This window comes from Sphingomonas sp. LH128 (assembly GCF_000293195.2).
In the GTDB taxonomy this organism is placed as follows: Bacteria; Pseudomonadota; Alphaproteobacteria; order Sphingomonadales; family Sphingomonadaceae; genus Novosphingobium; species Novosphingobium resinovorum_A.
Map to the genome: position 1 here is coordinate 1 of NZ_ALVC01000282.1, position 13,634 is coordinate 13,634.

At 67.3% G+C, this 13,634-nt stretch carries 10 protein-coding genes; 8 read left to right on the forward strand and 2 right to left on the reverse strand.

The features are described from left to right. From LH128_RS20760 to LH128_RS20770, 4 genes are all read left to right on the forward strand, one after another. Positions 1-662: phosphatidylglycerol lysyltransferase domain-containing protein (locus tag LH128_RS20760; RefSeq protein WP_008831648.1), on the forward strand; the 662-nt coding region annotated here is incomplete at its 5' end. After that, positions 659-1,390 (forward strand): AcvB/VirJ family lysyl-phosphatidylglycerol hydrolase, encoded by a 732-nt coding sequence (locus LH128_RS20765; RefSeq protein ID WP_008831649.1) that lies wholly within the window; start codon positions 659-661, stop codon positions 1,388-1,390. The genes LH128_RS20760 and LH128_RS20765, both read left to right, overlap by 4 nt. Then, positions 1,387-1,551, forward strand: coding sequence for a hypothetical protein (locus LH128_RS33635; RefSeq protein ID WP_155986210.1), 165 nt, complete (start codon positions 1,387-1,389; stop codon positions 1,549-1,551). Before LH128_RS20765 ends, LH128_RS33635 begins: the two co-directional genes overlap by 4 nt. A gap of 259 nt (positions 1,552-1,810) precedes the next feature. Next, positions 1,811-5,119: a glycosyltransferase gene (locus LH128_RS20770; protein WP_008831650.1), complete on the forward strand. Its 3,309-nt coding sequence runs from the start codon at positions 1,811-1,813 to the stop codon at positions 5,117-5,119. Positions 5,120-5,122: 3 nt separating this feature from the next. Here the strand turns inward: LH128_RS20770 and LH128_RS20775 are convergent, their stop codons facing one another. Next, positions 5,123-6,190 (reverse strand): oxidoreductase, encoded by a 1,068-nt coding sequence (locus LH128_RS20775; protein ID WP_008831651.1) that lies wholly within the window; start codon positions 6,188-6,190, stop codon positions 5,123-5,125. Between the two features lie 547 nt (positions 6,191-6,737). On the opposite strand from LH128_RS20775, the gene LH128_RS20780 reads away from it, so the two are divergent. From LH128_RS20780 to rutA, 3 genes are all read left to right on the forward strand, one after another. Continuing rightward, positions 6,738-8,870: a TonB-dependent receptor gene (locus LH128_RS20780; RefSeq protein WP_008831652.1), complete on the forward strand. Its 2,133-nt coding sequence runs from the start codon at positions 6,738-6,740 to the stop codon at positions 8,868-8,870. A gap of 139 nt (positions 8,871-9,009) precedes the next feature. Further along, positions 9,010-10,377 carry an amidase gene (locus LH128_RS20785; RefSeq protein WP_008831653.1) on the forward strand — a complete coding sequence of 456 codons (1,368 nt, stop codon included), beginning with the start codon at positions 9,010-9,012 and terminating at the stop codon, positions 10,375-10,377. Between the two features lie 25 nt (positions 10,378-10,402). Then, entirely contained in the window at positions 10,403-11,485 is a 1,083-nt protein-coding gene (gene rutA / locus LH128_RS20790; protein ID WP_008831654.1) for a pyrimidine utilization protein A, read from the forward strand. Between the two features lie 226 nt (positions 11,486-11,711). Here the strand turns inward: rutA and LH128_RS20795 are convergent, their stop codons facing one another. Then, on the reverse strand, positions 11,712-12,938 hold the full coding sequence (locus tag LH128_RS20795) for an MFS transporter (RefSeq protein WP_069709370.1): 1,227 nt from the start codon (positions 12,936-12,938) through the stop codon (positions 11,712-11,714). A 99-nt stretch (positions 12,939-13,037) separates the two neighbouring features. Here LH128_RS20795 and LH128_RS20800 point away from each other — a divergent pair, with 99 nt between their 5' ends. After that, a complete protein-coding gene (locus LH128_RS20800; protein ID WP_008831656.1) occupies positions 13,038-13,586 on the forward strand; it encodes an amidase family protein in 549 nt (182 codons plus the stop codon). Positions 13,587-13,634 lie beyond the last annotated feature (48 nt).

Below are 13,634 nucleotides of genomic sequence, written 5' to 3' on the forward strand. Positions count from 1 at the left end.
CCCCCCCCCCCGCCGCTCGCGCCGGCGCCCGGCTGCGGGTGGTGCCGGCGGCGGCGGTGCCGGTGATCCTCGATGAACTGGAGGCGATCTCCGACGAGTGGATGACGGCCAAGGGCCAGCGCGAGAAGGGCTTCAGCCTCGGCGCCTTCGACCGCGCATACCTGAGCAACTTCGACATGGCGCTGGTCATGGTGGAGGACCGCATCGTCGCCTTCGCCAACCTGTGGTGCACGCAGGACCACACCGAAGCCTCGGTCGACCTCATGCGCCAGCGCGAAGACGCGCCGCGCGGGACGATGGATTTCCTGTTCACCAACCTGCTGCTCTGGTCAAAGGCGCGCGGATACAAGCGCTTCACGCTGGGCATGGTGCCGCTGTCGGGGATCGAGGGTGGCCCGCTCGCGCCCGCATGGGCCAAGGCGGCGGCGCTGGTGTTCCGCCATGGCGAGCGCTTCTACGGCTTTCGCGGCCTGCGCGGCTACAAGGAGAAGTTCGCCCCCCGCTGGGAACCGCGCTACGTCGCCGGGCCGCACGGCATCGGGCTGATCCAGGGGCTGCACGACGTATCGCGCCTGATCGGCGGCGGGGGAGGGGGTGAATTTGTCCGCCCGATCGCGCCAGTGCCCGCCATCACCTCCGAGGCAAGGATGCTGATCGCATGAGCCGCGTTCGCACTCGCTTTGCCATTGGGCTGTTCGCACTGGCTGCGGTGGGTCTCACTGCGCTGGCCGCGCCGGTGCTTGGCCTGCTCGGCACCGAGTCCATCGTGATGTTCCCGGCCGCCGAGCCGCATCCGCGCGTGGCGGCGGTCTTCCTGTCCGGAGACATGGGCTTCCACTTCGGCATGGGCGAGAAAGTCGCCGCCGCCGTTGCCGCCAAGGGCGTCCCGGTGGTCGGGGTCGCGTCCCCGGTTGTCTTCGCCACGCACCGCACCCGGGCCGAGGCGGACGCAGTCGTCGCCGGCGCGGTGCGCCTCGCCCTGACGCGTACGGGAGCGAGCCGGGTCGTGCTGATGGGCCAGTCCTACGGCGCCGACATCCTTGCGACCACGGCGCCGGACCTGCCGCCGGATCTGCGTGCCCGGGTCCTTGCCATCGACCTCACGGTGCCTGCGCACGACGTCTACTTCCGCGCCGATCCGGTGGGCCTTGCCTACCTCGGCAAGCCGGACGCGCACCCGTTGCTGGCGATGCGCGGGGTCGACTGGGCGCCGGTGGTCTGCGTCTACGGGCTGGAAGAGAAGGGCAGCCTGTGCCCCTCCCTCGCAGGCCGGGCGCGGGTCATCGGCCTGAGCGGCGACCATTACCTCGGCCACGATGCGCCGCGCCTGATCGCCACGACTCTTCGCGCGCTGCACGAAGTCGCGCCCGAAGCGGGGTTGCAGCCATGAGCGGGACCTTGAGCGATTGCCATGCCGAGCGTCACGTCGCCTCGCGCAAGTTCACGGTCGATTCCTCGGGGGTGCAGAACTGCCGCTGCAAGGTCTGCGGCTGCGACCTCAGGCGGCTTCCGGCCATGCGCCGCTGGTTCCGCTCCGGGATGATGGGCTGAGAGACAGTTTGGAAATTCGCGGAACGCGAATTTCGCGGCACCGGCCCGCTCCCCCACCCGACCGCCCATCGGCAGTATCCTGTGGGTGGTCGGGTGGGGGAGCGGGCCGGTGCCGCATTCGAAAATGCCGCTTTCGGCATTTTTCAAACAGACTCTGAGCGCGCCGAACATGACGAAAATTTAAGGCGCCGATCAGGTCCCGAACACTGCGCCGGGCCTATCGCCGGCTCACATTCCTTACCCCCGGACACCCGACGTCATGAGCAAGCCCATCTTCTACGACCCCACCGGCCGCCGCAGCCGCTGGGCGCGCGGTGTCCTCGCCGCGTTGCTGGTCATCGTGCTGCTGGGCGCGGCGGCTTTCGCGACCACGCTCGTCGCGGTGCCCGCCCAGCAGGAACTGGAACTGCCGACGCCGCGCCTCAAGCCCTCGACCCTGCACGGATCGCCGCTGAAGCATGCGCTGAAGTCCTGGCTGCCGCGCGGTCGCAAGGGGCCGGGGCAGAAGCCGCTCAGCATCGGTTTCTACCTGCCGGGCAACGACGCCAGCTTCCTTTCGCTGGTCCATCACGGCAACGACCTCGACTGGGTGGTGCCCGCGCTGATCAACGTCGCGGGGCCGCAGCATCAGGTGACGGTCGAGCCGGATGCCCGCTTCGACCGGCTGGTCGCGGGCCAATCGCACCACTTCAAGGTGCTGCCGATGGTCCAGAACGTCGCCTCCGACGGCTGGGACGGTGCAGGAACCGCCGCGCTGCTGCATGATCCCGCGCAGCGCCTCGCGCTTGCCAAGCGCCTCGCCGGGGCCGTCACGCAGGGGAACTACGCCGGGCTGGTGATGGATCTCGAGGCATTGCCCACGCGCGCCATGCCCGATTACCTCGCCTTTCTGCGCAGCCTGCACGCAGCGTTGCCCAAGGGCACCTCGCTTGCCGTCACCACCCCCGCCGACGACGAGGGCGGCTGGCCGCTCGAGGCGCTCGCCAAGGCTACCGACAAGGTCATCTTCATGGCCTACGACCAGCACTGGGAGGGCGGCACGCCCGGCCCGATCGCCGCACAGGACTGGTTCGTCCACGAAGTGCAGGGCGCTCTGAAGCGCATCGGTTCCGAGCACCTCGTCGTCGCGCTGGGCAGCTACGCCTACGACTGGCACGGCGACCAGACCGACGCGCTCGCCATCGAGGATGCATGGCTCGCCGCGCACGACAGCGCTGCGAAGATTTCCTTCGATCCCGCCAGCGGCAACGCAGGCTTCGCTTACGACGACGAACAGACCCACCACACGATCTGGATGCTCGACGCGGCTACCAGCTGGAACGAGTTGTCGGCGCTGAAGCGCCTCGGCATCGGTGACATGGCGCTGTGGCGGCTCGGCACCGAGGATTCCGGCTTCTGGAACGACCTCGGCGCCTTCCGCAAGGGCGGCACGCCCGACCTTTCGACCCCTCGCGCGCTCAGCAGCGCCGACATCGAGGGATCGGGCGAGATCCTGCGCATCACCGCCACCCCGCGCGACGGCCAGCGCGCCGTGCGCGCCGACGGCAACGGTATGATCCGCGAGGAGACCTACGCCGCGCTGCCGACGCCCTACGTCGTCCAGCGCTCGGGCGGCACGGACCCCAAGCGCATCGCACTGACCTTCGACGACGGCCCTGACCCTGCGTGGACGCCCCGCATCCTGCGTGAACTGGAGGCGGCGCACGTGCCCGCGACGTTCTTCGTGATCGGCGAGAACGCGCTGGGCAGCCCCGGCCTGCTCAAGCGCATCGTTGCCGACGGCGACGAACTGGGCAATCACACGTACACCCATCCCAATCTCGCCAATGCCGGGCCGCGCCAGACCCGGCTGGAATTGAATGCGACCCAGCGGCTGGTCGAAGCCTATACCGGCCGCAGCATGACGCTGTTCCGTGCGCCCTATTTCGGCGACGCCGAGCCGACGACGCCTGACGAACTCGGTCCCGCGCTGGCCGCGCAGGAGGCGGGCTATACGGTCGTGGGCCTCCACGTCGATCCCAACGACTGGCAGCGCCCGGGCGCGGACGCAATCGTCGACCAGGTGCTTCAGCAGGTCCATTCCGCGACGCCGGAGAATGCCACCAATGTCGTCCTGCTGCACGACGGCGGCGGCGACCGTGCCCAGACCGTCGCCGCGCTTCCGCGCATCATCGCCGCGCTGAAGGGCGAGGGTTATACCTTCGTCACCGCCTCGCAGCTCGTCGGCATCCCGCAGGCGCGGGCGATGCCCGCCATTTCGACCACCGATCTTGCCGCCGTGCGCGTGGACGTTGCCGCGTTCGTGGCGCTGATGGCGGTCGCGGCGGTGCTGGCCTGGGTGTTCTACCTCGCGATATCGCTCGGCATCGCGCGCGCGGTGATCATGGCGGCGCTCGCCTGGTATCAAAGCCGCCGCAAGCGCGCCGAACCGCCGCATTTCGAGCCCGCCGTCTCGGTGATCATCCCCGCTTACAACGAGGAGCGGGTCATCGCCGCATCCGTCGCCCGGGTGCTCGCCTCCGACTACCCCGCGCTGCAGGTCATCGTCGCCGACGACGGATCGAAGGACGGCACGAGCGAGATCGTGCGGTCGGTCTTCGGCGACGACCCGCGCGTGACGCTTTTGACGCTGCAGAACGGCGGCAAGGCCAGCGCCCTCAACCGCGCACTGCTGCAGGCGACCGGCGAGATCGTCATCGCCCTCGACGCCGACACCCAGTTCGAGCCCGAAACCATCCGCCGCCTCGCCCGCTGGTTCGCGGACCCACAGCTCGGCGCCGTCGCGGGCGATGCGCGGGTCGGCAACCGGGTGAACCTCGTCACCCGCTGGCAGGCGGTCGAGTACATCACCGCGCAGAACCTCGAACGCCGTGCACTGGCCGGGTTCGACGCGATGACGGTGGTGCCGGGCGCGGTCGGCGCATGGCGGCGCGCGGCGCTGGACTCGGTCGGCGGCTATCCGGAGGACACGCTCGCCGAGGACCAGGACCTCACCATCGCCATCCAGCGGGCGGGCTGGCGCGTCACGTACGACCCGCGCGCCGTCGCCTGGACCGAGGCGCCCGAGAGCTTCACCGCGCTGGCCAAGCAGCGCTTCCGCTGGGCTTTCGGCACCCTGCAGTGCCTGTGGAAGCACCGCGCGGTGATCCGCACTCGCAAGCCTGCCGGGCTCGGCCTCGTCGGACTGCCGCAGGCGTGGCTGTTCCAGATCGCCTTCGCCGCGATCTCGCCGCTGATCGACCTCGCGCTGGTGGTCTCGATCATCGGCACCGCGCTGCGGGTCTCGGCCCATGGCTGGGCGCAGACCAGCGGGGACGTCGGCATGATGGGCGCCTACTGGATCGCCTTCACCGCGATCGATGTGCTGTGCGGATGGATCGCTTATCGCCTCGACGGCGGACGGGCGCGCTACCCGGCGCACCTGCTGGTGGCGCAGCGACTGGTATATCGCCAGATCATGTACTGGGTCGTGATCCGCGCGATCGCCTCGGCTGTGGCCGGGTGGGTCGTGGGCTGGGGCAAGCTGGAGCGTACCGGTTCCGTCTCGGCCCAGCTTGCCGCAGGATGATGCTTACCAGGCGGCGCGTTCCTCCGGCGTGAGCGGCAGCGGCATCGAGCGCCCCCCCCGTGCGGAGGCGGCACCGGCTTCCAGCACGGCCATCACCGCTAGCGCTTCGATCGGGCGCACCGGCGGCGGGGCGTCGCCCGCCAGCGCGGCGGCGACGGCGGTGTAGAATCCACGCTGGTCGCCGGGCGTGGCGGGGATGGAGCGGGGCTCGCCGGAACCGTCGTAAACGACGAGGGCGTCGGCATCTTCGCCCCAGCCCGGCGCGCCGGGCCGCAGTCCGGCGAGGAGCTGCACTTCCTGGCCGTCGGCCTTGAGCTTGACCGCGCTGCCGCCCGTGCCGTGAACGGTGAAGCGCGCCGATCCGCCCGCGACGAGCATCCCGGCATGGACGACGACCCGCAGTTGCCCATATTCGAGTACGGCATGCGCCCAATCGTCGACTTGTGCGCCGTCGCGCTGGATGGCGACGCTGGCGGTGACGCTGTCGGGCAACCCGAACAGCGCGAGCGCCTGATCGACCATGTGCGGGCCGAGGTCGAACCACACACCCGCACCTGGCGCGGCATTCTCACGCCAACGGTCGCGCACTTGCGGTCGGAAGCGGTCGATGCGGGATTCGAAGTGAGTGACGCGGCCGATTGCTCCATCCTCGATGGCACGCCGCACCGTCAGGAAATCGCTGTCCCAGCGGCGGTTGTGGAAGACCTGAAGGTGACGGCCGGTCGTTTCGGCCAATGCCACCAGGCCGCGCGCCTCCTGCAGATCGAGCGCGAAGGGCTTGTCGACGACGACGTGGCGCCCCGCTTCCAGCGCCGTGCGGGCGAGCGGCGCGTGCGTGTCGTTGGGCGTCGCGACGACGACGAGATCGACCGTGTCGTCGGCGATCAGCGCCTCGGGCGCGGCATGGACTGTCACTCCGGGAAAGTCGGCATGGACCTTGCCCGCATCCCGCGAGGCGACGGCGTGAAGCACGAGACCATCGCACGCGGCGATCAGCGGGGCGTGGAAGGTCTTTCCGGCAAAGCCATAGCCCAGCAGGCCGACGCGGATGGGGCGGGCAGGGGTATCCATGGGCGTGATCCTTCGCGTTGTGCTTCCTGGCGGATCTACGCAGTCCGGGCAGGCAATCAACCGCGCCAAGGCAAAAGACCTAATGATAACGTTTACATTACGCGAGTAAAAAATGAACGACCGGATGGGTCTCTGAACCCGCCCGGGATGGCGCTCCGATTTGTCCGACCAGAGGCCGGATGCGGCCTAAACATGCTGGTTTTATGCGTGTTAGTGCCATCGCGTTTGATCTCTCGTACCTTTGGCCATGAGGGTGTGATTCGGGGTATGACGCCACAGCTGGCGCTATCGGGTTTTCGCGGTTCGGTGATTGGGCGTGGCGCAGATTTCCAAGGTTTTTCTGGTAGATACCTTCATGAGCGGTAGATTTGCTACGTCAAAAATGAAAACGTTACCCTTCGGAAGATTTTCAAAAAATTATTATAAAACAATGAATTGAATGTATTGCTGCATCGTTCCCAAAACGACCCGCTTGCAATCATCCGCGAATCGGTCATTGTAATGAAAACGTCAATCATTCCAGAACGGGTCACAGGGAGTTCCAGTCTTGCTCAAGCGTCTAACGTTCACTGCCAGCGCGCTTTCCATAGCCGCAGCCTTCGCGCAGCCTGCTTTTGCCCAGAATGCGGGTACGGACTCCGCTTCCGCGGCCGATGGCGCGTCGGAGGGCCTCGGCGAGATCGTCGTCACCGCGACCAAGCGTGAGACCAGCGCGCAGAGCACCCCGATCGCGATGACCGTCGCGAGCGGCGAGGAACTCTCCAAGGCGGGCGTCACCGACGTCAACGCGCTTTCCAACATCGCGCCGACCGTCAACATCGCCCAGAACAACGCCAATACCATGATCACCATTCGCGGCGTGTCCAGCCGCGACTACTCGGAAACGGGTGATCCGGCGGTCGCCGTCTCGGTCGACAACTTCTACCTGCAGCGCGCCTTCGCGCTCAACGCGGCGATGTTCGACGTGGAGCGCATCGAAGTCCTGCGCGGCCCGCAGGGCACGCTGTACGGCCGCAACGCCACGGCAGGTGCGGTCAACATCGCGACGGTCAAGCCGACCGACGACTGGAAGCTCGATGCCGCTGCCGAGATCGGCAACTACGGCACCCTCAACTTCGACGTCGGCGCGACCGTGCCGGTCAGCGACACCCTGAGCTTCCGCTTCGCGGGCACCCGCAAGACCCACGAAGGCTACCGCGACAACCCGGGCCTCAAGGACGGCGACGACGGCAACGTGACGGGCGGCCGCGTCCATGCGCTGTGGACCCCGACCAGCCGCCTCTCGATCCTCGTCACCGGCGAGATGACCCGCGTGGACGGCGTCGGCTCGACCATCAAGGCGGTGCCCTATACCGACGTCAATTCCGACGGCTCGCTGGAGATCGGCTCGTCGAAGAAGTTCGAGCTGAACAACCAGGGCTATACCCGCATCCGCACCAAGGCCGTGCGCACCGCGATCTCCTACGACATGGACTTCGCGACCCTGAGCTTCTTCGGCGGCTTCCAGAAGTCGACGCTGAACCGCGACAACGATCAGGACGGCGGCACGCTCTACAACTACGGCTTCCAGCAGAACGAAGACGTCAAGGACCAGAACTACGAACTGCGTCTCAGCTCGAACAACAAGACCGGCTTCACCTGGCAGGTCGGCGGCTACTTCTTCAAGGAGACCGACGCGCTGCTGACCTACTTCCAGGTCCACGGGCTCGCGGTCGATCCGTTCAACTTCTATACCTTCGACTACGACGTGGGCAGCAAGTCCAAGGCCGTCTTCGCGCAGGTCGGTTACGACCTGACCGACAAGCTGAAGCTGGAAGCGGGCGTCCGCTACACCAAGGACAACAAGTACCAGGTCGGCTACAACGACATCGCCGGTGCCTATTCGACCCTCGACAACCACTATTCGGGCGATCAGGTCACCTGGCACTTCGGCGCGAACTATCAGGTCACGCCCGACAACCTGTTCTATGCCAAGGTCGACAAGGGCTACAAGGCGGGCGGTTACACCACCAACTCCTCGTTCGGTCCCGAGCAGATCATCGCCTATGAGATCGGCACCAAGAACCGCTTCCTGAACAACACGCTGCAGGTCAACCTGAGCGGCTTCTACTACGACTACAAGGACCTGCAGACCCAGCAGGAAGATCCGGCGACGGCGCTCGTCTACACCCTCAACGCGGGCAAGGCGCGCGTTTGGGGTGCAGAACTCGAAACGCTGTGGCAGGTCACCCCGGACACACGCATCGACGCCAACGTGGCGTGGCTCGATGCGAAGTATGCGGAATTCTGCACCGTCACCGCGGCCTCCTGCCCGGCGGCCAGCGACTTGTCCGGCAACCGCCTGACGCAGGCTCCGGAATGGACGCTTTCGGGCGGCATCCAGCATGACTTCCACCTGCTGGGCGGCACCCTGACCCCGCGTGTCCAGACCCGTTACCAGTCGAAGAGCTACTTCACGTTCTACAATACGGCGGCCGAACAGCAGGGCGCCTACTGGAAGAGCGACGCGCAGGTCACCTACACGCCCGACGACGGCCCGTTCTCGATCACCGCATACGTGCGCAACATCGAGAACAATACGATCCTGACGGCGAACAGCAACGCCGGCTATGCCAGCGCCTACCTCGTCCAGTTCGCTCCGCCGCGTACGTACGGCGCGCGCCTGACCTACTCGTTCTGATCGGAACTGCGGGATGGTCCTTCTCTCCTCCGGACTGTCCCGCGCTCCCTCCCACCCTCCGCGAGCGCAAGCGCGAAGGGTGGGAGGCCCCTTTTTCCCATCCGCCTCGAAACACGCGATCCTCGCGGACAGGACAGCCATGCCACACGATCTCGTCGAACTTGCCGAAGCGATCGCCAGCGGAGCCCTGAGCGCCGTCGATGCGGTCACCGACGCACTGGAGCGCGCCGAGGACTGGCGAGGGCTCAATGCCTTCGTCGCGATCGAGGCCGAGGCCGCGCTCGACCAGGCACGGGCCTGCGATGAACAGCGCAGGCGCGGATCGCTGCGCGGGCCGCTCCACGGCGTGCCGCTCGCGCACAAGGACATGTTCTTCCGTGCCGGTATTCCCACCGAGGCGGGCTCGAAGATCTGGCGCGGCCACGTCCCCGCCGAGACATCACCGCTGATGGCCCGGTTGGCTGCGGCGGGCGCGATCACCATTGGCCGCCTCCACATGGCCGAGTTCGCGATGGGGCCGACAGGACACAACGCGCACCTCGGCCGCTGCCGCAACCCGTGGAACGCCGAGGCGATCTCGGGCGGCTCGTCGTCAGGCTCGGGCGCGGCGGTCGGTGCGCGCATCGTCACCGGCGCGCTGGGATCGGATACCGGCGGTTCTGTCCGGCTTCCGGCCGCGTTCTGCGGCGTGGCTGGGCTCAAGCCGACCAACGGCCTTCTGCCCGACACGGCGATGATGCCGCTGTCGAAGACGCTCGATACGGCGGGGCCGCTCTCCACTTCCAGCCGGTCTCTGGCCCGCCTGATGGACGTTCTGGTGGACGGCGAATACGAGGCTGGCCTCATCGCCGACTGCTCGGGTCTGACGATCGGCGTGCCGACCAGCTACTTCACCGATGACCTTCACCCTGAAGTCGCCGCTGCCTTCGCGGCCGCGCGGCAGGTCTTCGCGGACCTCGGCGCGAAAGTCGTCGATGTCGCCATTCCCGACCACTCCGGCTATCCCGCGATCGCCGCCGAGATATGGGCTCCCGAAGCCGCCGCCTTCCACGCACGCCACCTGGCGGAGCGGGCGGAAGATTTCGGTGACCAGGTGCGCAACCGCCTGCTGGCGGGCGCCGCGGTCTCTCCCGATACCTATCTCGCCGCGCTCGGCCGCCGTAAATCCGCGCAGTCCGACATGCTGAGCGGCCCGTTCGCCAAGGTCGACCTGCTGCTCACCCCCGCCGCGCGCTTCCCGGTGCCCATGGCCGAACAGGTCGGCGCAACCGGCGGCGATGCGATGCAGGCGATGGTCGCGGAGCTATCCGCGCTTACCCGCACGATCTCGATGCTGGGCTTCCCGGCGCTCGTCACGCCGATGGGCTTCGACGCGCGCGGGCTGCCGCTGGCGCTGCAACTCGTCGGCGCTCCGAATTCCGAACAATGCTTGCTGCGTGGAGGGTTTGCCTATGAACAGGCGACTTCCTGGCTCGCGCGCGTACCGTCTCCGCCTCCTCTCCCTTAAACTTCCCTCTCCCAGGAGCACTGCAATGGATATTGGTCTGTTCATCCCCATCGGCAACAACGGTTGGCTGATTTCCGAGAACGCTCCGCAGTACAAACCCAGCTTCGAAATGAACAAGAAGCTGGTCCAGACGGCCGAAGGCTATGGCTTCGATTTCGCGCTGTCGATGATCAAGCTGCGTGGCTTCGGCGGCAAGACCGAGTTCTGGGACTACAACCTGGAAAGTTTCACGCTGATGAGCGCGCTCGCCGCCGTCACCAGCAAGATCAAGCTGTTCGCCTCGACGGCTATTCTGACCCTGCCGCCCGCGATGGTCGCGCGCATGGCCGTGACGATCGACAGCGTCGCGCCGGGCCGCTTCGGCGTCAACGTCGTCACCGGCTGGGCCAAGGGTGAATACGAGCAGATGGGCATGTGGCCGGGCGACGCCTACTTCGGCCACCGCTACGACTACGCCAGCGAATACGTGCAGGTGATGAAGGACCTGTGGGCCGAGGGCAAGTCGGACTTCAAGGGCGAGCACTTCCAGATGGAAGACTGCCACATGCAGCCCAAGCCCAGCACCGGCAAGATCGAGATCGTCGGCGCGGGCCAGTCGGCGCGCGGGATGGAGTTCGTCTCCAACTACGGCGACTACAACTTCGTCACGGCGGGCGGCCTCAACAAGCCGACCAAGCATGCGCCGACCGTCGAGGCGCTGGTCGAAGCGGCCGCCAAGACCGGCCGCGACGTGGGCGCCTACATCCTGTGCATGGTGATCGCCGACGAGACCGACGAGAAGGCCATGGCCAAGTGGCAGTCCTACCGCGAAGGCGCCGACGTCGATGCGCTGGCGTGGATGAGCGATCAGGGCGCTGCCGACAAGACCGCCGGCGAAGGCTCGACCGCGCGTCACATCAACCTGCCGGAAGGCGCGGTGAACCTCGGTATCGGCACGTTCGTCGGTTCTTATGAAACCGTGGCAAAGCTGCTCGACGAAGCGGCCTCGGTGCCCGGCACCAAGGGCATCATGCTGACCTTCGACGACTTCGAGCAGGGCCTCGTGAACTTCGGCGAGAAGGTGCAGCCGCTGATGGCCTGCCGTCAGGATCGCCTCGTCGCGGCCTGATCTACGCTACCCTGAGGGCCCGGTCTCTCTCTCCATCGGGTCGTCCAATACCCTCGGCCGGTCACGCCCCCGCGTGACCGGCTTTTTTGCGCGGTAAGGTTCTGCTGCGACCCTTCGACAAGCTCAGGGTGAGCGGATGTAGCGTAAGGGTTGGGCAGGCGGGGGCGTAAACCTCTCAAGCCCGCTCAGGCTGAGCTTGTCGAAGCCCCCGCAGCAAGGCGCTTCGTCAGGCGCGGGAAGCCATCGCCGCCCGCCCCGCCAGCAGCGCGCCAAGGCCCGCAACCCAGCTCACCAGCAGGAAGCTCGTCCCGTAATCGCCGGTAAAGCCGTAGATCGTCGCCATCGCCGCCGGGCCGATCATCACGCCGAGGAAGGTGTAGACCAGCGACCCACCGATCACCCGGCCCGCATCCTCGGGCGCGCAGTGATGCGTGCATTCGGCCATGACGACGCCGTTCCAACCGCTCATGCAGAAGCCGAACAGGCACAGCACGCCGATCGCGACCACCGCAGGCAATGCGTCGATCCGCCACAGCGCGATCATGCAGGCCATCGAGACCACGCCGATCACCGCCAGCACCGTGAACCCGCCGAAGCGGTCGCCCAGCCCGCCCCACGACACGCGGCCCAGCGCTCCGCAGGCCTGCACGCCCCCGGCGACAAGGCCCGCCGCGAACATCGACCAGTGATGCTCGACCAGCATGATCACCGCGAAGGCCGACAGCGAGAGCTGGATCGAGGAATAGAGCATCCCCAGCATCGCCAGCACCCGCAGCGGTGCCTTGCCCCAGACGAGGCGCTGCTCATAGACGAAGCCGCGCCAGACCGAGATCGTGACAGGCGCCGCTGGTCGCTCCGGCCCGCCCTTGAGCGCCAGAACCCCGATCATCGCGAAGCAGGGCACAGCGCCGAGCACGAAAGTCGTGCGCCAGCCCAGCCATCCTGCGAGCGCCGGGATCAGCAGCGCCGCCACCACGCCGCCGATCGGCACGCCAGCCTGCTTGATCGAGAAGATCAGCGAGCGCCGGTGCGGCGGCGTCACCGCGCCCAGTATCTGCGCCGAGGCCGGGTTCTGCACCCCATAGCCCACGCCGATCACCATCGAGGCCAGCAGGGCCAGCCACGGGCTCGCGCTCGTCAGCAAGAGCAGCGCGGTGCCGAAGCAGGCGAGGGCAAGCTGCTCCACCTGCACCGGCCCGCGATGCTGGATCAGTGTTCCCGCCATGGCAGAGGCGAACGTGCCCGCCGCGTAGATCACGCTGATCTGGTAACCGACGTAATGCGGTGCCAGCCCGAACTCACCGGCGACGAGCGGGGCGATTCCGGTCAGCGCCAGCGCCGTCATGGTCGACAGGATCTGGATCGTCGTCGTCGTCGCCAGCACCGAGGCGATCGAGGGCGCCCCAGTTTTGCTCGGGTCGGGCGCACTATGCGTTGAGGCTGTGGATGTCATTGCTGCACTGCATAATGTAATGCTTTACACGCGCCAAGCGGGAAGTCACAATCGTGGGATATGGCGCTATGGCGCCGCCTGCTCGGGAGCCGAATTTCCATGGTCCAGACCCCCTACGCCCCTGCCGTGGCCAATGTCCATGCTGCATTGCAGCGTATCGGCGCGCGCGATGCGCAGGTCCGGGCGTGGCTGCACGTGGACGATACCGGGGCGCTGGCTGCGGCGAGGGCACTGGATGCGGGCGAACCGGGGCCGCTCCACGGGATCTGCGTGGGTGTGAAGGACGTGATCGCGGTGGCGGGGATGCCGCTCACGCACAATTCGCCGTTGTTCTCCGGCTTCGTGCCTGCCGAGGACGCGCCTTGCGTCGCCACCTTGCGGGCGGCGGGCGCGGTGATCCTGGGCAAGACCGACACCACCGAGTTCGCCGCCGCCGGGCGCAATGCCGCCAGCGCCAATCCGCATGATTTTGCGCGCACGCCGGGCGGTTCCTCGGCCGGGTCGGCGGCGGCGGTGGCGGACGGGCATGTGCCGCTGGCGCTGGCGACGCAGACCGGCGGCTCGACGATCCGCCCCGCCAGCTTCTGCGGCATCCATGGCTTTAACAGGCTGCGGAAAAAGGCGCTTGCCTTGATGTGGCATTGCTGATTCCAGGATCCCGTAGAGGGATGTTGAAGGGATCGGGATGCGCGGCGG